The 21540-nt window shown below is 72.5% G+C and carries 14 protein-coding genes and 1 pseudogene; 8 read left to right on the top strand and 7 right to left on the bottom strand.

All coding sequences use genetic code 11. The features are described 5' to 3' along the window. Positions 1-95 precede the first annotated feature (95 nt). Both ACFYTE_RS36535 and ACFYTE_RS36530 read left to right on the top strand, forming a co-directional pair. Positions 96-1016 (top strand): rhomboid family intramembrane serine protease, encoded by a 921-nt coding sequence (locus ACFYTE_RS36535; protein WP_388720024.1) that lies wholly within the window; start codon positions 96-98, stop codon positions 1014-1016. A 21-nt stretch (positions 1017-1037) separates the two neighbouring features. After that, positions 1038-1943 carry a chitosanase gene (locus tag ACFYTE_RS36530; RefSeq protein ID WP_388720021.1) on the top strand — a complete coding sequence of 302 codons (906 nt, stop codon included), beginning with the start codon at positions 1038-1040 and terminating at the stop codon, positions 1941-1943. Positions 1944-2194: 251 nt separating this feature from the next. Here the strand turns inward: ACFYTE_RS36530 and ACFYTE_RS36525 are convergent, their stop codons facing one another. The 3 genes from ACFYTE_RS36525 to ACFYTE_RS36515 form a co-directional block, all read right to left on the bottom strand. Then, entirely contained in the window at positions 2195-3655 is a 1461-nt protein-coding gene (locus ACFYTE_RS36525; RefSeq protein ID WP_388720018.1) for a glutamate synthase subunit beta, read from the bottom strand. After that, positions 3648-8183, bottom strand: coding sequence for a glutamate synthase large subunit (gltB, locus tag ACFYTE_RS36520; protein WP_388720128.1), 4536 nt, complete (start codon positions 8181-8183; stop codon positions 3648-3650). Before gltB ends, ACFYTE_RS36525 begins: the two co-directional genes overlap by 8 nt. A 457-nt stretch (positions 8184-8640) precedes the next feature. Next, positions 8641-9372: a VIT1/CCC1 transporter family protein gene (locus tag ACFYTE_RS36515; protein WP_388720015.1), complete on the bottom strand. Its 732-nt coding sequence runs from the start codon at positions 9370-9372 to the stop codon at positions 8641-8643. A gap of 239 nt (positions 9373-9611) precedes the next feature. On the opposite strand from ACFYTE_RS36515, the pseudogene ACFYTE_RS36510 reads away from it, so the two are divergent. From ACFYTE_RS36510 to ACFYTE_RS36485, 6 genes and pseudogenes are all read left to right on the top strand, one after another. Continuing rightward, positions 9612-10448: pseudogene (locus ACFYTE_RS36510) on the top strand (ADP-ribosylglycohydrolase family protein); the annotation flags it as partial. A 95-nt stretch (positions 10449-10543) separates the two neighbouring features. Further along, positions 10544-12088: an ADP-ribosylglycohydrolase family protein gene (locus ACFYTE_RS36505; protein WP_388720125.1), complete on the top strand. Its 1545-nt coding sequence runs from the start codon at positions 10544-10546 to the stop codon at positions 12086-12088. Positions 12089-12096: 8 nt separating this feature from the next. Then, positions 12097-13272 (top strand): ADP-ribosylglycohydrolase family protein, encoded by a 1176-nt coding sequence (locus tag ACFYTE_RS36500; RefSeq protein ID WP_388720011.1) that lies wholly within the window; start codon positions 12097-12099, stop codon positions 13270-13272. Further along, positions 13260-14822, top strand: a complete 1563-nt coding sequence (locus ACFYTE_RS36495; RefSeq protein ID WP_388720007.1) for an ADP-ribosylglycohydrolase family protein — start codon at positions 13260-13262, stop codon at positions 14820-14822. Before ACFYTE_RS36500 ends, ACFYTE_RS36495 begins: the two co-directional genes overlap by 13 nt. 91 nt (positions 14823-14913) lie before the next feature. Continuing rightward, positions 14914-16107, top strand: coding sequence for a CaiB/BaiF CoA transferase family protein (locus ACFYTE_RS36490; protein WP_388720004.1), 1194 nt, complete (start codon positions 14914-14916; stop codon positions 16105-16107). Then, entirely contained in the window at positions 16104-16919 is an 816-nt protein-coding gene (locus ACFYTE_RS36485; RefSeq protein WP_388720000.1) for an HpcH/HpaI aldolase/citrate lyase family protein, read from the top strand. The genes ACFYTE_RS36490 and ACFYTE_RS36485 overlap by 4 nt, the downstream gene beginning before the upstream one ends. A 55-nt stretch (positions 16920-16974) precedes the next feature. On the opposite strand, the gene lgt is transcribed toward ACFYTE_RS36485, so the two are convergent. The 4 genes from lgt to trpB all read right to left on the bottom strand — a co-directional run bounded on the left by lgt (position 16975) and on the right by trpB (position 21513). After that, positions 16975-18045 carry a prolipoprotein diacylglyceryl transferase gene (gene lgt, locus ACFYTE_RS36480; protein ID WP_388719997.1) on the bottom strand — a complete coding sequence of 357 codons (1071 nt, stop codon included), beginning with the start codon at positions 18043-18045 and terminating at the stop codon, positions 16975-16977. Positions 18046-18127: 82 nt separating this feature from the next. After that, positions 18128-18904: a DsbA family protein gene (locus tag ACFYTE_RS36475; RefSeq protein ID WP_388719993.1), complete on the bottom strand. Its 777-nt coding sequence runs from the start codon at positions 18902-18904 to the stop codon at positions 18128-18130. Between the two features lie 501 nt (positions 18905-19405). Continuing rightward, a complete protein-coding gene (gene trpA / locus ACFYTE_RS36470) occupies positions 19406-20224 on the bottom strand; it encodes a tryptophan synthase subunit alpha (protein WP_388719990.1) in 819 nt (272 codons plus the stop codon). Then, positions 20221-21513 (bottom strand): tryptophan synthase subunit beta, encoded by a 1293-nt coding sequence (trpB, locus tag ACFYTE_RS36465; protein WP_388719987.1) that lies wholly within the window; start codon positions 21511-21513, stop codon positions 20221-20223. Before trpB ends, trpA begins: the two co-directional genes overlap by 4 nt. Positions 21514-21540 lie beyond the last annotated feature (27 nt).

Below are 21540 nucleotides of genomic sequence, written 5' to 3'. Positions count from 1 at the left end.
CACCCCCGCTTTTTCCTCCCGCCCCCGCAGTTCGCTATTTTGTTCGCCGCCGTCCCCACCGGCTCATCCGTCCCCGTGATCTTGAGGAGCCGGCCGTGGCCGCCGAGTCCGCCGTCACCACCTGCTATCGCCACCCAAAGGCGGAGTCGCATGTGCGCTGCACCCGCTGCGATCGCTATATCTGCCCGCTCTGCATGCGGGAGGCCGCCGTCGGCCACCAGTGCGTGGACTGCGTACGGGAGGGCGCCCGGTCGATACGGCAGGCGCGGACCGCGTTCGGCGGCCGGATCACCACGGTGCCGGTCGTCACCGGCGTCCTCATCGGCCTCAACGTCCTCGCCTACCTCGCCGAACTGGTGCGACCGGGGGTCGTGGACCGGTTCGGGATGCTGGGGCGCGGTCTCGTGGGCGGCGACGGCACGCACTACCTGTGGCAGTACCCGTACGGCTCCGACGTGCACGCGGAGGGGCTTGCCGGGGGCGAGTGGTACCGGCTGCTGACCGGAGCGTTCCTGCATCTGCCGGCCACGGAGACCCCGTTCGGCATCCTGCACATCGTGCTGAACACGGTGTCCCTGTGGAGCCTCGGCCGGGTGGTCGAGGCCCAGTTGGGCCGCGTCCGCTTCGTCGCCCTGTATCTGCTCTCGGCGCTCGGCGGCTCCGTACTGGTGCTGCTGATCGCCCCGGACTCGCTGACGGTCGGCGCGTCCGGCGCGATCTTCGGGCTCGGTGCCGCCTATTACGTGATGGCCCGCCGCCTGGGCTACGACATGAACGCCGTCAACCGCTACATGGTGGGGCTGCTGCTGTGGCTGGTGATCTCCGCCGGGTTCGCGTCCTGGCAGGGGCACCTCGGCGGTCTGCTGGCGGGCGGCGCGCTGACGCTCGCCTACGCGTACGCGCCGCGGGATGGCCGCCGCACCCTGGTACAGGCGGGCGCGGGCATCGCCGTGCTGGCCCTGCTGGTGGCGTTGACCTGGGCGAAGGCCGCAGAACTGACGGGAGGGGCGGCCTGATACAGGCCGTACGGTGATCTCATGAAACGAGCCGGAATTCTGCTGTTCGCGGCCATCCCGGTGGTCGTCACGGCGGTGGTGTACGTGGCCACGCCGGGCGACTCGGGCCCGTCCTCGTCCCAGCCCACCTCCGCCGCAGCCCAGGCCCGCGCGGACGCCAAGGCACGGGCCGAGCGGTCGGAGAAGTCGCAGGACGACGAGGTGATCGCGGACGCCCCGCCGGGCCTCGCCGCGCCGAAGAAGAAGGAGCTGGCGCAGCAGCTCGTGGCGAGCGCCGAGAACTCCACGCTGGACTGGCGCAGTACGTACGGCTACATCGAGGACATCGGCGACGGCCAGGGCTACACCGCGGGCATCATCGGCTTCTGCACCGGCACGCATGACCTGCTCACCCTGGTCGAGCGCTACACCAAGGCGCACCCGGGCAACGGTCTCGCCGGCTATCTGCCCGCCCTGCGCAAGGTCGACGGTACGGACTCGCACGAGGGTCTCGACCCCGGCTTCACCGCCGACTGGAAGGAGGAGTCGAAGCTCCCGGCCTTCCGCGCGGCGCAGAACTCCGAGCGTGACCGCGCCTACTTCGACCCCGCCGTCCGCCTCGCCAAGCTGGACGGGCTGGGCACGCTGGGCCAGTTCGTCTACTACGACGCGATGGTCTTCCACGGTCCGGGCACCGGTCCGGACGGCTTCTACGGCCTGCGTGAACGCGCCCTGAAGGAGGCCGACACGCCTGCCGAGGGCGGCAGCGAGAAGGCGTACCTCGACATCTTCCTGGACGTCCGCCGGAAGGCGATGCGGGCCAAGCGCCCCGGCATCGACACCACCCGCATCGACACGGCCCAGCGGCAGTTCCTCTACGACGGCAACGTGGAGCTGCGCAGGCCTTTGCGGTGGCGGGTGTACGGGGAGACGTACCAGGTGCCGTAGCGGCGTTGCCTGTCGCTTGTCGTCTGTCGTCTGTCGGCTGCGGCTGCGTCGTGGCTTGTCGCGCAGTTCCCCGCGCCCCTACGGGGCGCTCAGTCGGGAGCGCCGTGGCTCGTGGCTTGGCGCGCAGTTCCCCGCGCCCCTTTCGGGGCGCAGGCAGACGGCGGCGCCTGCCCGGGGTCCGGTCGGGGACTGGTGGGCAGGCGCCGTCGGTGTTCCGTACGCCTTTGTACGGGACGTCTGGTGGCGGTCGGTCAGACCAGGGCGCGGTCCGTCGGGAGGATCGGGGCCGGCAGGTCGCTCACGCCCGTCAGGAAGCGGTCGACGCCCTTCGCGGCCGAGCGGCCCTCGGCGATCGCCCACACGATGAGCGACTGGCCGCGGCCGGCGTCACCGGCGACGAAGACACCCGGGACATTGGTCTGGAAATCGGCGTCGCGGGCGATGTTGCCGCGCTCGTCCAGCTCAAGGCCGAACTGCTCGACCAGTCCGTTGTCCCGGTCGGTGCCGGTGAACCCCATGGCGAGCGTGACGAGTTGGGCGGGGATACGGCGCTCCGTGCCCGGCTTCCGGGTCAGCCTGCCGTCGATGAACTCGACCTCGGCCAGGTGCAGCCACTGCACCTGACCGTCCTCGTCGCCCTCGAAGTGGGTGGTGGACGCCGAGTAGATGCGCTCGCCGCCCTCCTCGTGGGCCGAGGTGACCTTGTAGAGGATCGGGAAGGTCGGCCAGGGCTGGGAGACCTTGTCCCGCTCGTCGCTGGGGCGGGGCATGATCTCCAGCTGGGTGACGGAGGCCGCGCCCTGGCGGTGGGCGGTGCCCACGCAGTCCGCTCCGGTGTCGCCGCCGCCGATCACCACGACGTGCTTGCCCTTCGCCGAGATCGGCGCGGTGACGTAGTCGCCCTCCTGGACCTTGTTGGCCAGCGGCAGGTACTCCATCGCCTGGTGGATGCCCTTGAGTTCACGGCCGGGCACCGGCAGGTCACGGGCGGTCGTGGCGCCGGCCGCGATGACGACGGCGTCGTACCGCTTGCGCAGGTCCGTCGCCTTCAGGTCGCGGCCGATCTCGATGCCGGTGCGGAACCGGGTGCCCTCCGCGCGCATCTGCTCGATGCGGCGGTTGATGTGCCGCTTCTCCATCTTGAACTCGGGGATGCCGTAGCGCAGCAGGCCACCGATCCGGTCGGCGCGTTCGTAGACGGCGACGGTGTGGCCGGCCCGGGTCAGCTGCTGGGCGGCGGCCAGGCCCGACGGCCCTGAGCCGATCACGGCGACCGTCTTGCCGGACAGCCGCTCGGGCACCTGCGGCCGGACGTCACCGGCGTCCCACGCCTTGTCGATGATCGAGACCTCGACGTTCTTGATGGTGACCGGCTGCTGGTTGATGCCGAGCACGCACGCCGACTCGCAGGGCGCCGGGCACAGCCGCCCGGTGAACTCCGGGAAGTTGTTGGTGGCGTGCAGCCGCTCCGAGGCGGCGGACCAGTCCTCGCGGTAGGCGTAGTCGTTCCACTCGGGGATGAGGTTTCCGAGCGGACAGCCGTTGTGGCAGAACGGGATGCCGCAGTCCATGCACCGGCTGGCCTGCTTGCTGATGATCGGCAGCAGGGAGCCGGGGACGTAGACCTCGTTCCAGTCCCTGACGCGCTCGCTGACGGGACGGGTCTCGGCGATCTGACGGCCGTGGTTGAGGAAGCCCTTCGGGTCAGCCATTGATCGCCGCCTCCATCATCTTCTCGTGGGTCTCGGTCTCGGAGAGACCGGCTCGCTCGGCGGCGTCCTTGGCGGCGAGCACTGCCTGGTACGTGCTGGGGATGATCTTGGTGAAGCGGTCGGCCGCGGTGTCCCACTCGGCCAGGAGCTTCTCGGCGACCGTCGAGCCGGTCTCCTCCTGGTGGCGGCGCACCACGTCGTGCAGCCACTGCTTGTCCGTCTCGTCCAGCGCCTGGATCGCGCCCAGGTTGCCCGCGTTGACGTTGTCGCGGTTCAGGTCGATGACGTAGGCGACGCCGCCGGACATGCCGGCCGCGAAGTTGCGGCCCGTCTCGCCGAGGACGACCGCGTGACCGCCGGTCATGTACTCGCAGCCGTGGTCGCCCACGCCTTCGGCGACCACCAGCGCACCGGAGTTGCGGACGCAGAACCGCTCGCCGGTGCGGCCGCGCAGGAACAGCTCGCCGCCGGTCGCGCCGTAGGCGATGGTGTTGCCCGCGATCGTGGAAAACTCGGCGAGGTGGTCGGCGCCGCGGTCCGGGCGCACGATCACCCGTCCGCCGGACAGGCCCTTGGCGACGTAGTCGTTGGCATCGCCCTCCAGGCGGAGGGTGACGCCGCGCGGCAGGAAGGCGCCGAAGGACTGGCCGGCCGAGCCGGTGAAGGTGATGTCGATCGTGTCGTCGGGTAGACCGGCGCCGCCGAACTTCTTCGTCACCTCGTGGCCGAGCATGGTGCCGACCGTGCGGTTGATGTTGCGGATGGCGACCTGCGCGCGCACCGGCTGGGCGTCGATGGCGCTGGACGCGGCGAGGGCGTCGGCGGCGAGCTTGATCAGCTCGTTGTCCAGGGCCTTGGCCAGGCCGTGGTCCTGCTCGACGGCCTGGTGGCGCACCGCGCCCGCGGGCAGGTCGGGCACGTGGAACAGCGGCTCCAGGTTCAGGCCCTGCGCCTTCCAGTGGTCGACGGCCCGGCTGACGTCGAGCGCCTCGGCGTGACCGACGGCTTCCTCGATGGAGCGGAAACCCAGCTCGGCGAGGAGTTCGCGGACCTCCTGGCCGATGAACTCGAAGAAGTTCACCACGTGTTCGGCCTTGCCGGCGAACCGGTCCCGCAGGGTCGGGTTCTGGGTGGCGATGCCGACCGGGCAGGTGTCCAGGTGGCAGACACGCATCATGACGCAGCCGGAGACGACGAGCGGCGCGGTCGCGAAACCGAACTCCTCGGCGCCGAGCAGCGCGGCGATGACCACGTCACGGCCGGTCTTCAGCTGACCGTCGGTCTGCACCACGATCCGGTCGCGCAGGCCGTTGAGCAGCAGGGTCTGCTGGGTCTCGGCGAGGCCCAGCTCCCAGGGGCCGCCCGCGTGCTTGAGGGAGGTCAGCGGGGAGGCCCCGGTGCCGCCGTCGTGCCCGGAGATCAGGACCACGTCCGCGTGCGCCTTGGAGACGCCCGCGGCGACCGTGCCGACGCCGACCTCGGACACCAGCTTCACATGGATCCGCGCGACCGGGTTGGCGTTCTTGAGGTCGTGGATCAGCTGGGCCAGGTCCTCGATGGAGTAGATGTCGTGGTGCGGCGGCGGCGAGATCAGGCCGACGCCGGGGGTGCTGTGCCGGGTCTTGGCCACCCACGGGTACACCTTGTGGCCGGGCAGCTGGCCGCCCTCGCCGGGCTTGGCGCCCTGGGCCATCTTGATCTGGATGTCGTCGGCGTTGACCAGGTACTCGGAGGTCACACCGAAACGGCCGGAGGCGACCTGCTTGATCGACGAGCGGCGCGCCGGGTCGTACAGGCGCTCCGGGTCCTCGCCGCCCTCACCGGTGTTGGACTTGCCGCCCAGCCGGTTCATGGCGATGGCGAGCGTCTCGTGCGCCTCGCGGGAGATGGATCCGTACGACATGGCGCCGGTGGAGAAACGCTTGACGATCTCGCTGACCGGCTCGACCTCGTCGACGGGGACCGGCTGCCGGTCAGCGGCGAAGCCGAACAGCCCGCGCAGCGTCATCAGGCGCTCGGACTGCTCGTTCACGCGCGCCGTGTACTTCTTGAAGACGTCGTAGCGGCCGGTGCGCGTGGAGTGCTGGAGACGGAAGATCGTCTCGGGGTCGAACAGGTGCGGCTCGCCCTCGCGGCGCCACTGGTACTCGCCGCCGATCTCCAGGGCGCGGTGCGCGGGGGCGATGCCGGAGGCCGGGTAGGCCTTGGCGTGCCGGGCGGCGACCTCCTCGGCGACGACGTCGATGCCGACGCCGCCGATCTTGGTGGCGGTGCCGTTGAAGTACTTCTCGACGAAGCCCTCGTCGAGGCCGACGGCCTCGAAGACCTGGGCGCCGCGGTAGGAGGCGACGGTCGAGATGCCCATCTTGGACATGACCTTCAGGACGCCCTTGCCGAGGGCGTGGATCAGGTTGCGGATGGCCTGCTCGGTCTCCGTGCCGGGCAGGAAGGTGCCCGCGCGGACCAGGTCCTCCACGGACTCCATCGCCAGGTACGGGTTGACCCCGGCGGCGCCGTAGCCGATGAGCAGGGCCACGTGGTGGACCTCGCGGACGTCGCCGGCCTCGACCAGCAGGCCCACGTGGGTGCGCTGCTTGGTGCGGATGAGGTGGTGGTGGACGGCGGCGGTGAGCAGCAGCGAGGGGATCGGTGCGTGCTCGGCGTCCGAGTGGCGGTCCGACAGGACGATCAGCCGGGCGCCGTTGCCGATGGCGGCGTCGGCCTCGGCGCAGATCTCGTCGATGCGGGCGGCCAGGGCGTCGCCGCCGCCGCCGACCCGGTACAGACCGGAGAGGGTCGCGGCCTTGAAGCCCGGCAGGTCGCCGTCGGCGTTGATGTGGATGAGCTTGGCCAGCTCGTCGTTGTCGATGACCGGGAAGGGCAGCACGACGGAGCGACAGGAGGCGGCGGTCGGGTCGAGCAGATTGCCCTGCGGGCCCAGCGCGGAGCGCAGCGAGGTGACCAGCTCCTCGCGGATCGCGTCCAGCGGCGGGTTGGTGACCTGCGCGAACAGCTGGGTGAAGTAGTCGAACAGCAGGCGCGGGCGATCGGACAGGGCGGCGATCGGCGAGTCGGTGCCCATGGAGCCGATGGGCTCGGCGCCGGTCTTGGCCATCGGCGCGAGCAGGACGCGCAGTTCCTCCTCGGTGTAGCCGAAGGTCTGCTGGCGGCGAGTGACCGAGGCGTGGGTGTGCACGATGTGCTCGCGCTCGGGCAGGTCGCCCAGCTCGATCTCGCCGGCCTCCAGCCAGTCGGCGTAGGGCTGCTCGGCGGCGAGGGTCGCCTTGATCTCGTCGTCCTCGATGATGCGGTGCTCGGCGGTGTCGACGAGAAACATCCGGCCGGGCTGCAGCCGGCCCTTGCGGACGACCCTGGCGGGGTCGATGTCGAGGACGCCGACCTCGGAGCCGAGGACGACGAGGCCGTCGTCGGTGACCCAGTAGCGGCCGGGGCGCAGTCCGTTGCGGTCGAGTACGGCGCCGACCTGGGTGCCGTCGGTGAAGGTGACGCAGGCCGGGCCGTCCCAGGGCTCCATCATGGTGGCGTGGAACTGGTAGAAGGCGCGCCGGGCCGGGTCCATGGAGGCGTGGTTCTCCCACGCCTCCGGGATCATCATCAGCACGGAGTGCGGCAGCGAGCGGCCGCCGAGGTGCAGCAGCTCCAGCACCTCGTCGAAGGAGGCGGAGTCGGAGGCGTCGGGCGTGCACACCGGGAAGACGCGCTCCAGGTTTCCGGCGCCGAACAGGTCAGAGGCCAGCCGGGACTCTCGGGCGCGCATCCAGTTGCGGTTGCCCTGGACGGTGTTGATCTCGCCGTTGTGCGCGACGAAGCGGTAGGGGTGGGCGAGCGGCCACGACGGGAACGTGTTGGTGGAGAACCGGGAGTGCACGAGCGCGATCGCGGTGGCGAAGCGGCGGTCGGACAGGTCGGGGAAGAACGGTTCGAGCTGTCCGGTGGTCAGCATGCCCTTGTACACGATCGTGCGCGCGGACAGCGACGGGAAGTACACGTCGGCCTCGCGCTCGGCGCGCTTGCGCAGCACGAACGCCTTGCGGTCCAGCGCGATGCCCTCGTCGGCGCGTCCCCCGGACTCCGTCGGGGAGGTGCCCCCGGTGACGAAGAGCTGCCGGAAGACCGGCATGGTCGAGCGGGCGGTCGCGCCCAGCAGGTCGGGGGCGACCGGGACCTCGCGCCAGCCGAGGACCGTCAGTCCCTCCTCGTGGGCGATCGTCTCGATCCGTGAGACGGCCTCGGCGGTGTGCTCCTCGGGCAGAAAGGCGATGCCGACGGCGTACGCCCCGGCCGCGGGGAGTTCAAATCCGGCCACCTCGCGGAAGAAGGCGTCCGGCACCTGGGAGAGCAGTCCCGCGCCGTCACCGGAGTCGGGTTCGGAGCCGGTGGCACCGCGGTGCTCCAGGTTGCGCAGAACCGTGAGCGCCTGCTCGACCAGCGCATGGCTCGCCTCGCCGGTGAGGGTGGCCACGAAGCCGACGCCACAGGCGTCGTGCTCGTTGCGGGGGTCGTACATACCCTGCGCAGCAGGGCGAGCATCCATGAACGACCAGTTCCGGCCATTCGTGGAGTGCTGGGACGGCTGGCGCGGTGTACGCATCGGCTCTCCCGTCGTCGTCATCTGGCATATGCGGTGCCGAGGGACGACGCTGGCCCTCTGCGTGAGTGCAAAATTTCGTGCAGGTTACACGATGGAGCGGTGCTCGGGAACCGGATGCTCCGTTCCAACATGTGGACGTCGCCGGGGTGCGCGACAGAGCGCCGCGCACGGCGGCGGAAGTATGTGGGGGCCGGCGCGGACAGATCCATGTCCATCGGCCCGAAGGGGGGCGGGAGGAGCGTCCTCGCCCATCCCGCGGATGCGCCGCAGGCGTCTTTGCCCACAGCGCTTACGGCTCATGCCCAGCGGTTAAGCATTTGAAACCAATGGGTAACAGCTGCTCATGCGGCCCGGCGCATGGGTGCCAGCTGCACTATCCTACGGCGGTTCCGAACAAACTGCCCAGGGCGTAGGTCACACCGGCCGCCGCACCACCGAGGGCGAGCTGCCGCAGACCGCTGAACCACCAGCTGCGCGCGGTCACCTTGGCGACCACGGCGCCACAGCCGAACAGCCCGATGAGGGCCAGCACCAGGGCCGGCCACAGCGCGGTCGCGCCCAGCAGGTACGGCAGGACGGGCAGCAGGGCGCCCAGCGCGAAGGAGCCGAACGAGGAGACCGCCGCGACCAGCGGCGACGGCAGATCGCCCGGGTCGACGCCCAGCTCCTCCCGGGCGTGTATCTCCAGGGCCTGCTCGGGATCCCGGGACAGCTGCCGGGCGACCTCGCGGGCCAGTTCCGGCTCGACGCCCCGCGTCTCGTAGAGTGCCGCCAGTTCCTTCTCCTCGTCCTGCGGGTGCCGGCGCAGCTCCCGCCGCTCGACGTCCAGCTCGGCCTCGACCAGCTCGCGCTGCGAGGCGACGGAGGTGTACTCGCCGGCCGCCATGGAGAAGGCACCGGCGGCGAGGCCCGCGAGCCCCGTGATGACGATGGTCTGGTGGCCGACCGCACCGCCGGCCACACCGGTGATCAGGGCGAGGTTGGAGACCAGGCCGTCCATCGCGCCGAACACGGCGGGGCGCAGCCAGCCGCCGTTCACGTCCCGGTGCGTGTGGTTGTCCCGATGGGCCTCGTGCAGCGCGGCCTCGGTCTCGATGATGGCCATAGGGGTCCCCCAGGAGCTTAGTTGGACGGGTTCTACTTTTTGACAACAACGAATCTACGCCTTTGATTTCCGTCCCGCCAGCAAGGAAAGGCTGGGCTAACCTGCGGTTTTACCTTCTTTGCTCATACATGCAAAGGGCTGCGCATATGTCGACCGGGTGATGCTGGGGCCCTCGGTGCTCGCGTCGACTGCTCCGGTGGCAGACATCCGCAAAAGTCACCCCACGAAGAGAGCCGCCCATGGCATCGATCGCCCGCATCCCGTCGGTCCCGTCCCCCGGGGACGCCACCGAACTCCGCGAACGGGCGCGCGGCGCGCTGCTCGGCCTGGCGGTGGGAGACGCGCTCGGGGCCCCGGCGGAGAACCTGAAGCCCTCGGAGATCCGGGCCCGCTGGGGCCGTATCACGGGCTACGTCGTCGAACGGCCGTCCGGCACCGACGACACCGAGTACGCGATCTTCTCGGGGCTGCTGCTCGCCCGGCACGGCTGCGCGCTCACCCCGGAGCATGCGGAGGCGGCCTGGCACGAGTGGATCGCGAACCGGCACGAAGGGCCCTTCCGCGGAGCGGGATTCAGCGAACGCGGCACGCTGGAGAATCTGCGCCGGGGGCTCGCCGCACCCATCTCCGCCCAGCACCGCCACGCCTGGAGCGACGGCCTCGCGATGCGGGCCGCCCCCTTCGGGGTGTTTGCGGCGGGCCGCCCCGCCGAGGCGGCCCGGCTGGTGGCGATCGACGGCTCGGTCAGCCATGACGGCGAGGGCATCTACGGCGGGCAGGCGGTGGCCGCCGGGGTGGCCGCGGCGATGGCGGGGGCGCCGATCAGCGCGGTGGTCGCCGCCGCGCTCGCCGTCGTCCCCGACGACTCGTGGACGGCCCGCTCGCTGCGCCGGGCGGTCGCCGTCGCCCACCGCGGCGAACGCGCGGTCCGCTCCGCGGTCGTCGTCGGCGGCTACCCCTGGACCGACCTCGCCCCCGAGGCGGTGGCGCTCGCCTTCGGGGCGTACGCGTCCGCCGACGGCGACTTCCGGCGGGCCGTCCTGACGGCGGTCAACATGGGCCGGGACGCCGACACCACGGCCGCCGTGGCGGGCGCGCTGGCCGGCGCGACCGGGGGCGCCGGCGCCGTCCCGCCCGACTGGGCGGCGGCGATCGGTCCGGCCCGCGGCACCTGCCTGCCCTCCATGGCGGGCCACCACGTGCTCGACGTGGCGGACCTCCTGGTCGAGCGGGCACCGGATCCCCTGGACCAGGAGGCACGGGATCTCCTGGACCAGGAGGCACGGAATCCCCTGGTCCGCGAGGCACGGAATCTCCTGATCGAGGAGACACCGGAACTCCCGGTCGGGCACGCACCGGACCTCCCGGACCGGGAGCCATCCGAACCGGGGGCGGCCGGACCGTCCCTGCCGCACGTCCCGCCCGGTGCGCTGCGCGACCTCGTCGCACAGGCCGGGGCACAGACCGCGGAAGGGCTCCTACCGGACACCGCACGCGGCGAGACCCACCCGGCGGCGGAGCCGGCGACCGTACCGCCCGCCGACACCGCGGCCTACGTGCCCGCCGCGTGTGCGCCGGTCGAGCAGGGCAAGGTGCGGCCGTGAGCCGCAGGATCGAGGGGCTGCTGCTCGGGCTGGCCGCGGGGGACGCCGCCGGATGGCCGGCGGCCCGCCACCGGGCCGCCCGCATGCCCGAGTGGACCCGGCGGCTCACCCGCGAACTGGACACCTTCGCCGAGCAGAACGCGACGACCACGCTGCCCGTGCCGATCGCGCTCAACCAGCCCCCGGAGCCGCTGCGCCTCGGCCCCTCCGACGACGCCGAGTGGGCGGTGTTCGCGGCCGAGGCGGTACTGCGCGCCGGCGACGACAGCGCGCTCGGGGACCTCAGCCGGGACCGCCGCACCCGGGCCGCCATCGACCTCACCTGGAGCGCCGTCGCCTCCGAGGTCGCCGCCGCGGCCGAGCGCGCCCCGGAGGTCGAGTCCGCGGTACTGCCGCTGCGTGCCCGGATCTCGGTCCGGGCCGGCCTCGGCAACCTCGCCACCGGGCTGCGCCCGCCCGCCACCGGCCACGACAACCCGCACTACTTCGACGACGCGGCCTGCGTACGCGCCTGCGTGCTCGCCGTCGCCCACCGCGGCGACCCCCGAAGCGCCGCCGAACTGGCCGAGTTCGACGCCCGCTACACCCAGGACGGCGACGGGGTGCACGGAGCCAGGGCGATGGCCGCGGCCCTCGCCCTGGCGCTCGCCGGCGCAGACGTGGACACCTGTGTGACGGCGGCCCTCGGCGAACTGCCCGCGACCACGGAGATCGGCCGCAACGCCCGGCACGCGCTGGCCCTCGCCCACGACACCGGGACCGCCTTCGCCCTGATCCCGCTCCTGGAGCACCAGATCGTCGACCACGTCTACAGCTACGGCATCGCCGCCGCCGAGACGGTCCCGGTCGCCCTCGCCCTGGCCAGCGCCGCGCGGGGCCGGATCGCCGAGGCCGTGCCCGCCGCGGCCTGCCTGTCCCGGGTCGCCGACTCGGCCCCCGCGCTGGCGGGCGCGCTGACCGGGGCGCTGGGCGGCGGCGCGGCCCTCCCGCGCGCGTGGCGGGACGCCTGCCGCACCCTCTCCGGCTGTGCGCTCCCCCGGCTCACCGGCACCGACCTGGTCGAACTCGCCGAACTCCTGGAAGCCGCGCAACCGGCCGTTCCAGGGGGATGATGCGGGGCATGACGCCCACAGCAGATGAAATCGGCAGCCCCGGTCTGCATGAGCGGATCACCGGGGCGCTCGTCGGCGCCGCCGTCGCAGACGCCCTCGGCGGCCCCGTCGAGGGCTACTCGCCCGACCAGATCCTCGAACGCCACGGTGGCCGCGTGCACGGCATCGTCGGCCCCTGGCACGGCGACGCCTGGCGCACCGCCCGCCCCATCGCCCCCTACCACAAGGGCGACGGGCACATCACCGACGACACCTTGATGACCCATGCGCTGGTCCGGGTGTACGCGCGGGTCCGGGACCACCTGGACGCCTACGCCGTCGCCGACCACCTGGTCCCGGATCTGATGACCAACCCCCGCTGGATTCCCGAACTGGAGGCGGAGGCGCTGCCCCTGCACCGGATCTTCCTGGCGGAGAAGTGGCTGGTGGCCCGGCTGGCGTACGGCCATGTGGACCCGCGGGAGGCGGGCACGGGCAACATCGTCAACTGCGGGGCGGCGATGTACATGGCCCCTGTCGGCCTGGTCAACGCGGCCAACCCGGCGGGCGCGTACGCCGAGGCGCTGGACGTCGCGGGCGCGCACCAGTCCTCGTACGGCCGTGAGGCGGCCGGGGTCTTCGCCGCGGCGGTGGCGGCGGCCGCGGCACCCGGCGCGAGCCCCCGGTCGGTGGTGGCCGCCTGCCTGTCGCTGGCGAAGGACGGCACCCGGGCGGCGATCGAGGAGGTCTGCGCGGTGGCCGGCCGGCACCGCGACATCGAGTCGGCGCTGGTCCCGCTGCGGGAGGCGGTGGCACCCTACGACACGGTCGGCCCCGACTACCGGGCCCCGTCCCTCGGCGCCCACCGCCCGTCCCGGCTGCACTCGATCGAGGAACTTCCCGTCGCGCTCGGCATGTTGCTGGTGGCCGACGGCGACTACCGGCAGGCGGTGCTGGGCTCGGTCAACTACGGCCGCGACTGCGATTCGATCGCGACGATGGCGGGCGCACTGGCCGGTGCGCTCGGCTCGCCCGTCCCGGAGGACTGGTCCAAGACCGTGGCGGAGGCGAGCCGGCTGGACCTGTGGGCGCCCGCCCGGACACTCACCGAGGTCGCGATGGAGGTCTTCGCGCGGGACGTCGGACGGCGCCGGGCCCACGAGCGGGCGTTCGCCGCACTCGGGGGTCCGGAATGCTCCGACTGACCTGGGTCCAGCCGGAGGACCTGGTGGCCCACGAGCTTCGCCAGGCGCGGCAGGACGGACGCGAGCCGACGGCGATCGAGGCGCGGTGGACGGCGGCGGGCGGCGGCGCCGCGCCGGTGCGGGCCGGTGCCTCCCCGCGGCCTGCGTCCCGGTACCTGCGGCTGCTCGCGGAGGACCTGCTGGACGAACTGGCCGACCTGCCCGGCACATTGGCCGACCGAGAACCGACCGAGCTGACGAGAATCAAGACCCTGTGCCCCCACTGGCCGACCGAACCACTCCCGCTTGACATCGGATTGACGCCGCGTCGCCCGCCGCTCCCGGACCACGGATCCCCAACCCACCCCTCCACCGACCACAAGCCCCCGGACCGCGCATCCCCGGGCCACGGCGACCCCGACCGCGGGCTGCGCGGTCACGGGTCGGTCGGTGCCGTAGGCGTGCGGGGTTCGGGGGGCGGTGGGCGCCGGGGTGGTGGGGTCCATACGGCACTGACCCCGCTCCGGCTCGAAGCGGCGTGGCTGGGCCGGGCCGTGGGCTGTCTGCTGGGCAAGCCGGTCGAGAAGGTGTCCCTCGACGGCATCCGCCGGCTCGCCCGGTCCACCGGCAACTGGCCGCTCACCGGGTACTTCACGGCCCAGGGAGTCCCCGACGACCTCAAGGCGGCCCACCCCTGGAACCGCCGCTCCGCCCCCACCTCGCTCGCCGAGAACATCGACGGCATGCCCGAGGACGACGACCTCAACTACCCGCTGCTGAACCTCCTGTTGCTCCGTCGGCACGGCAGGGCGTTCAGCACCGTCGAGCTGGCCGGGCTCTGGCTCGACGAACTCCCCGCCGGCCGCACCTTCACCGCCGAGCGCATCGCCTACCGCAACCTCCTCGCCGGCATCGAACCCCCGCACACGGCCCGCCACCGCAACCCCTTCCGCGAGTGGATCGGCGCCCTCATCCGCGCCGACGTGCACGGCTGGACCAACCCGGGCGACCCGGCCGCCGCCGCGGCGCAGGCCCACCGCGACGCCGTACTCAGCCACACCGCCAACGGCGTCTACGCAGCGATGTTCATCGCGGCCACCATCGCCGCCGCGGCCACCGGAGCCCTCGACGTGCACGCCTGCCTGCGCGTCGGCCGCACGGTGGTGCCGCCCGGCTCCCGACTGGCGCAGGCCCTGGACCACGCCGTCCTGCTGGCCGCCGAACAACCCGACTTCGACCAGGTCGTGGACGCGCTGCACGCCCGCTACTCCGCCACCTACCACTGGGTCCACGCCCTCCCCAACACCGCCCTGATCGCCGCCGCCCTCACCCACGCGGACGGCGACTTCACCGGCTCGATCTGCCGCGCCGTGTCGGGCGGCTGGGACACGGACTCCAACGGGGCCACCGCGGGCAGCATCGCCGGCCTCCTCGCCGGCTCCCCCGCCGCCCTGCCCGACCGCTGGACGGCGCCCCTCAAGAACCGCCTCGCCACCTCCGTCGCCGGTTTCGACGGCACCGGCTTCGACACCCTCGCCCAGCTCACCCACCTGGAGGCGACCCGCCCATGACCCGCACCGCACCCGACAGCGCGACCACCGGCCTCGTCCCGCACGGGGACCCGACCACCGGCCTCGTCCCGTACGAGGCCCCGCACGCCGGATGAGCGCCCCCCGGCCCCTGGACGGTCTGCGCGTCCTCGATCTCGCCACCCTCTTCGCCGGCCCTCTCGCCGCCACCCTGCTCGGTGACTTCGGCGCCGAGGTCGTCAAGGTCGAGCACCCGGCCAAGCCCGACCCGTCCCGCGGTCACGGTCCCGCCAAGGACGGCGTCGGCCTGTGGTGGAAGCTGCTCGGCCGCAACAAGCGCACCGTCACCCTGGACCTGTCCAAGCCCGGTGGCCGTGCCACCCTGCTGCGGCTGGCCGCCACCGCCGACGTGGTGATCGAGAACTTCCGGCCCGGCACGCTGGAGAAGTGGGACCTGGGCTGGGAGGAACTGTCCGGCGTCAACCCGCGCCTCGTGCTCACCCGGGTCACCGCCTTCGGCCAGTTCGGGCCGTACGCGCGCCGCCCCGGCTTCGGCACCCTCGCCGAGGCGATGAGCGGCTTCGCAGCGATCACCGGCGAGCCGGACGCGCCCCCGACGCTCCCGCCCTTCGGTCTCGCCGACTCCATCGCCGCCCTGGCCACGGCGTACGCGGTGATGACGGCGCTGGCCGCCCGGGAGCACACCGGTGCCGGCCAGGTCGTCGACATGGCCATCATCGAGCCGATCCTGACCGTCCTCGGCCCGCAGCCCATCTGGTACGACCAGTTGGGCCACGTCCAGCCGCGCACCGGCAACCGCTCCCAGAACAACGCCCCGCGCAACACCTATCGCACGGCCGACGGCAGCTGGGTCGCCGTCTCCACCTCAGCGCAGTCGGTCGCCGAACGCGTCATGGACCTGGTCGGCCGCCGGGACCTGATCGACGAGCCGTGGTTCGCGACCGGCGCCGGACGCGCGGCGCACGCCGACGTCCTCGACGCGGCGGTCGGCCGCTGGATCGCCGACCGCACCCGCGACGAGGTGGTGTCCGCCTTCGAGAAGGCGGAGGCCGCGGTGGCGCCGGTCCAGGATGTGCGGGACGTCATGTCCGACCCCCAGTACGCGGCCCTGGGTACCATCGCCACCGTCGACGACCCGGAACTGGGCCCGCTGCGCATGCAGAACGTCCTCTTCCGGCTCTCCGCCACCCCCGGCGCGATCCGCTGGGCGGGCCGCCCGCACGGCGCGGACACGGAGGCCGTCCTGACCGAGCTGGGCCTGACCCCGGCGGAACTGCACGCCCTGCGCGAGGAGGGCGCCCTGTGATCCCGTTCCCGCTCACCTGGCTGTACGTACCGGGCGACCGCCCGCACGTGGTGGCCAAGGCGCTGGCCTGCGGCGCGGACGTGGTGGTGATCGACCTGGAGGACGCGGTCGCCCCGGACCGCAAGGAGTACGCCCGCGCGGCGACCGTCGACCTGCTGTCCGAGCCGCAGCCGGTACGGGTCCACGTCCGGGTGAACGGTACCGAGGGCCCATGGGCCGGCGCCGACCTGCGGGCGGTGGCCGGGCTGCCGGGCGTGTCCGGGGTACGGCTGCCGAAGGTGACCTCCGCCGACGAGGTGGTGCACGCCGCCGACACCACGGGGCACCGGCTGTACGCCCTCCTCGAAACCGCCCTGGGCATCGAGCACGCCCACGCCATCGCCGCCGCTCACCCGGCCCTGCGGGGCATCTCCCTCGGCGAGGCGGACCTCCGGGCCGACCTGGGCGTACGCGACGACGCGGGCCTCGACTGGTGCCGCTCCCGGGTCGTCGTCGCCGCGCGGGCGGCCGGTCTCGCGCCGCCGCCCCAGTCGGTCCACCCCGACATCCGCGACCTGGACGGGCTCGCCGCCTCCTGCGCCCACGGCCGCGCTCTCGGCTTTCTCGGCCGGGCCGCCATCCACCCGCGCCAGCTGCCCATCATCGAGCGTGCCTATCTGCCCACGGAGGCGGAGCTGGAACAGGCCGAGACGATCGTGAAGGCGGCGACGACGGAGCGCGGCGCCCAGGCGCTGCCGGACGGCCGGTTCATCGACGCGGCCGTGGTGGCGGCGGCCCGGCGGACGCTGTCCCTGGTGGCCCGCAGGCCATGAGATACGACGGGGGCGCCCCGCGATCCGGGGCGCCCTCGTCTCGTACGGCCGCGGGTCAGCTCTTCTTGGCCGACTCCGCCTCGTCCTTCGCGTCCGAGGCCTCGGCGATCCCGGCGACCGCCCCGTTCTCGGCCCGGCCCTCGGGAACCCCGGCGGCCCCGGCCTCGGCCCGGTCACCGGTTTCGGCCTGTGCCCCGTTCCCCGCCGCGTCCGGCGCTTCGTCCTTCGCCTTGTCCTTCACCTCGTCGTCGGACGCGGTCTCGGACCCGGTCTCCGTGCCGGGGGTCGCACCCTCGGCATCCGCCGCGACGTCGGCCGGTTCCACCACGGCCTCCCGGCCGGGCCGCTTCTTCGCCGACACGACGATGTACACCACCGCCAGCACGAAGACGAGCAGCGCGGTCCAGTCGTTGAGCCGCAGGCCCAGGACATGGTGGGCGTCGTCGACACGCATGTACTCGATCCAGGCCCGGCCCGCGCAGTACGCGGCGACGTACAGGGCGAACACCCGGCCGTGGCCCAGCTTGAAGCGCCGGTCGGCCCAGATCACCAGGACGGCGACGCCGATGCACCACAGGGACTCGTACAGGAACGTCGGGTGGTAGTAGCCCGGCACCCGGCCGCCCGAGGAGGAGGTGATGTGCACCGCCCAGGGGAGGTCCGTCTCGCGCCCGTACAGCTCCTGGTTGAACCAGTTGCCCCAGCGGCCGATCGCCTGCGCCAGGGCGATGCCGGGGGCGACGGCGTCGGCGTACGCGGGCATCGGGATGCCCCGGCGCCGGGCGCCGATCCAGGCACCCAGCGCGCCGAGCGCGATCGCGCCCCAGATGCCGAGCCCGCCCTCCCACACTTTGAAGGCGTCCACCCAGTCACGGCCCTCGCTGAAGTACAGCTCGTAGTCCGTGATCACGTGGTAGAGCCGACCGCCGACGAGGCCGAACGGCACGGCCCAGACGGCGATGTCGGCCACCGTGCCGGAGCGGCCGCCGCGGGCGATCCAGCGCTTGTTGCCGAGCCATACGGCAACGAACACGCCGATGATGATGCAGAACGCGTAGCCGCGCAGCGGAATCGGGCCGAGGTGCAGCACCCCGCGCGACGGGCTGGGAATGTAGGCAAGTTCCATGGCAGGGTCGACGCTACCGTGCCGGGCCGGGCCCACGGCAGTCAGCCCGGCTACGGGTCCATAACGGGGGCGTGAGAATCGCTCACCCCTTGTCGGTCGCCTCCACCATCTGCTTGAGCTTGTCCGGGGTCAGCGACTGGTCCTGGTAGATGTTCTTGCCGTTCAGCAGGACGGTCGGCGTGCCGGTGAAACCGCCCGCCTGGAACGCCTTGTTGGATTTCGCCACCCAGCTGTTGTGCGTGCCGTCTCTGACACACTTCTGGAACTCGGGCGTGTCCAGGCCGTTCACCTTGCCCGCCAGCTCGATCAGCTTGTCATCGCTGGAGAAGGCGTCATCCGTCTCCTTGGGCTGGTTCTCGTACAGCACGTCGTGGTACTCGCGGAACTTTCCGGCGTCCTGGGCGCAGGCCGCCGCATTGGCCGAGCGCCGGGAACCGCTGCCGCCGAGGTTGGCGTCGATGAGCGTGACCAGGTGGTACTCGACTCTGAGCTTGCCTGCGTCGGCCAGCTCGTGGAGCGTGGGGCGGTACGCCGTCTCGAACTGCTGGCAGGCCGGGCAGCGGAAGTCCTCCCACACCGTGAGCGTGGACTTGGCGCCGTCCTTGCCGACCGGGATGGCGAGGCCGTCCTTGCCCTGCGCGCCGGAGGGTGCCACGACCGGGCCCGCGCTCGCGCTGCCCTTGTCCTTGCCGGCGTTCGCGGCGACCACGCCGATCACCGCCGCGAGTCCGAGCACGCAGATCACGGTCGCGCCTACGATCAGCGCGCGGCGTCGCTTCTCCGCGGCCTTCTGCTTCTCTCGCTCGACCGCCAGGCGCTCACGGGCGGTGCGCTTTCCGTCACGATTCTTCTCGCTCACACCCCCAGAACGAACCGGGGAGGCGCAGCGCGCCTCCCCGGCCCCAGGTCCACCCGTTCGAGTGACCGGCGCTCCGCGGGTGGGGCGGGGTACCACGGCCCTCGTTCGGCTGCGGCGCCGTCTTGGCTGGTCGCGCCGGACCGCGCCGCGGCTATACACCGACCAACAGTCGTGGTTCGACTGCCGCGCCGTCGTGGCTGGTCGCGCCGTTCCCCGCGCCCCTTTCAGGGCGCTGCCGGAACCGGGCCCCGGCAGCATGGCCGGCGGCTGACCAGCCCGGCAACACGCCGTCGTTCGACTGCCGCGCCGTCGTGGCTAGTCGCGCCGTTCCCCGCGCCCCTTTCAGGGCGCTGCCGGAACCGGGCCCCGGCAGCATGGCCGCCGGCTGACCAGCCCGGCAACACGCCGTCGTTCGGCCGCGGCGCCGTCGTGGCTGGTCGCGCCGTTCCCCGCGCCCCTTTCAGGGCGCTGCCGGAACCGGGCCCCTTTGGGGGCTGCTGGTTATGTCTGGTTGCGTACGGCCTGGGTCAGTTCGGTGGCCAGTTCGCGGACTGCTGCGATTCCGGTTGCGTGGTCCGGTGCGTCCAGCATGCGTTTGACGAAGGCCGAGCCGACGATCACTCCGTCGGCGAAGCCCGCGACCTCCGCGGCCTGGGCGCTGTTGGAGACGCCGAGGCCGACGCAGACGGGCAGGTCCGTGCCGGTGGCACGGGTGCGTTGCACCAGGTCCTGGGCCTGCGCGCCGACGGACTCGCGGGTGCCCGTGACGCCCATCAGCGAGGCGGCGTAGACGAAGCCGCTGCCGGCCGCGGTGATCTCCGCGAGCCGGGCGTCCTTGCTGCTGGGGGCGACCACGAAGACCGTGGCGAGGCCGTGCTTCGCCGCGTGCTCGCGCCACAGCGCCGACTCCTGGACCGGCAGGTCGGGCAGGATGCAGCCCGCACCGCCCGCCTCCGCCAGCTCGGCGGTGAAGCGCTCCACTCCGTAGCGGTCGATGGGGTTCCAGTAGGTCATGACGAGGACGGGTTTCCCGGTCGCCTCGTGCGCCTCCCGGACCGTGCGCATGACGTCGGCGATCCGGACACCGCCGCGCAGCGCGATGTCGTCGGCGGTCTGGATGACCGGGCCGTCCAGGACCGGGTCGCTGTGCGGCAGCCCGACCTCGACCACATCGGCGCCGCCGTCGAAGACGGCCTTGATCGCCTCGATGCCGCCGTCCACGGTGGGGAACCCGGCCGGGAGGTAGGCGATCAGGGCGGACCGCCCCTCCGCCTTCGCGGCGGCGAGCGTGTCGGTCAGCAGCTGGATGTTCCCGCTCACTTGGCGTCCCCCTCGATCTCGGCGTGCGCGCCGTCCGCGTCCGCGGCGACCTCGGCGTCCGCGTCGCTGTCGTACAGGCCGAAGTAGCGGGCGGCCGTGTCCATGTCCTTGTCGCCGCGGCCGGACAGGTTGACCACGATCAGCCCGTCCTCGCCCAGTTCCCGGCCGACCTCCAGGGCGCCGGCGAGCGCGTGGGCACTCTCGATCGCCGGGATGATGCCCTCCGTGCGCGACAGCAGGCGCAACGCCTGCATGGCCGCGTCGTCGGTGATCGCGCGGTATTCACCGCGGCCGGACTCCTTGAGGTAGGAGTGCTCGGGGCCGACGCCCGGGTAGTCCAGGCCGGCCGAGATCGAGTACGGCTCGGTGATCTGGCCCTCGTCGTCCTGGAGAACGAAGGAGCGGGAGCCGTGCAGGATGCCGGGCTCGCCCTCGGTGAGGGTGGCCGCGTGCTCGCCGGTGGCGACGCCGTGCCCGGCGGGCTCGCAGCCGACGAGGCGGACGGCGGCGTCCGGGATGAAGGCGTGGAAGAGGCCGATGGCGTTGGAGCCGCCGCCGACGCAGGCGACCGCCGCGTCGGGGAGCCGGCCCGCCTGTTCCAGGAGCTGGCGGCGCGCCTCCACGCCGATCACCCGGTGGAAGTCGCGCACCATCGCGGGGAACGGGTGGGGGCCGGCCACGGTCCCGAACAGGTAGTGGGTGTGGTCGACGTTGGCGACCCAGTCCCGGAAGGCCTCGTTGATGGCGTCCTTCAGGGTGCGGCTGCCGGACTTCACGGCGATGACCTCGGCACCCAGCATGCGCATGCGGGCCACGTTCAGGGCCTGCCGCCGGGTGTCGATCTCGCCCATGTAGATGGTGCAGTCGAGGCCGAACAGGGCGCAGGCGGTGGCGGTGGCGACGCCGTGCTGGCCGGCGCCCGTCTCCGCGATCACGCGGGTCTTGCCCATCCGCCGGGTGAGCAGGGCCTGGCCCAGCACATTGTTGATCTTGTGGGAGCCGGTGTGGTTGAGGTCCTCGCGTTTGAGGAACACCCGGGCGCCGCCGGCGTGCTCGGCGAACCGCGGCACCTCGGTGAGCGCGCTGGGGCGGCCGGTGTAGTGGACCAAAAGGTCGTCGAGTTCGCGGGCGAACTCCGGGTCGTGCTTGGCCTTGTCGTACTCGACGGCGACCTCGTCCACGGCGGCGACGAGCGCCTCCGGGATGAACTTGCCGCCGAACGCGCCGAAGTAGCCCTCGGCGCTGGGAATCCGACCCTCCGGGTCGGGGATGAAGAACTCGCTGGGCATGCGGAATCCTCACGGTGAGCTGGTGGA

This window comes from Streptomyces sp. NPDC004629, from assembly GCF_042873595.1.
Classification (GTDB): domain Bacteria; phylum Actinomycetota; class Actinomycetes; order Streptomycetales; family Streptomycetaceae; genus Streptomyces.
This window is presented reverse-complemented; position numbering and strand designations above follow the sequence as displayed.

Bases quoted from the DNA above. Each gene is read 5' to 3' on its own strand.
- ACFYTE_RS36530 (WP_388720021.1), top strand. From the start codon at position 1,038: ATGAAACGAGCCGGAATTCTGCTGTTCGCGGCCATCCCGGTGGTCGTC.
- ACFYTE_RS36525 (WP_388720018.1), bottom strand. From the start codon at position 3,655: ATGGCTGACCCGAAGGGCTTCCTCAACCACGGCCGTCAGATCGCCGAG.
- gltB (WP_388720128.1), bottom strand. From the start codon at position 8,183: ATGTACGACCCCCGCAACGAGCACGACGCCTGTGGCGTCGGCTTCGTG.
- ACFYTE_RS36515 (WP_388720015.1), bottom strand. From the start codon at position 9,372: ATGGCCATCATCGAGACCGAGGCCGCGCTGCACGAGGCCCATCGGGAC.
- ACFYTE_RS36500 (WP_388720011.1), top strand. From the start codon at position 12,097: ATGACGCCCACAGCAGATGAAATCGGCAGCCCCGGTCTGCATGAGCGG.
- ACFYTE_RS36495 (WP_388720007.1), top strand. From the start codon at position 13,260: ATGCTCCGACTGACCTGGGTCCAGCCGGAGGACCTGGTGGCCCACGAG.
- ACFYTE_RS36490 (WP_388720004.1), top strand. From the start codon at position 14,914: ATGAGCGCCCCCCGGCCCCTGGACGGTCTGCGCGTCCTCGATCTCGCC.
- lgt (WP_388719997.1), bottom strand. From the start codon at position 18,045: ATGGAACTTGCCTACATTCCCAGCCCGTCGCGCGGGGTGCTGCACCTC.
- trpB (WP_388719987.1), bottom strand. From the start codon at position 21,513: ATGCCCAGCGAGTTCTTCATCCCCGACCCGGAGGGTCGGATTCCCAGC.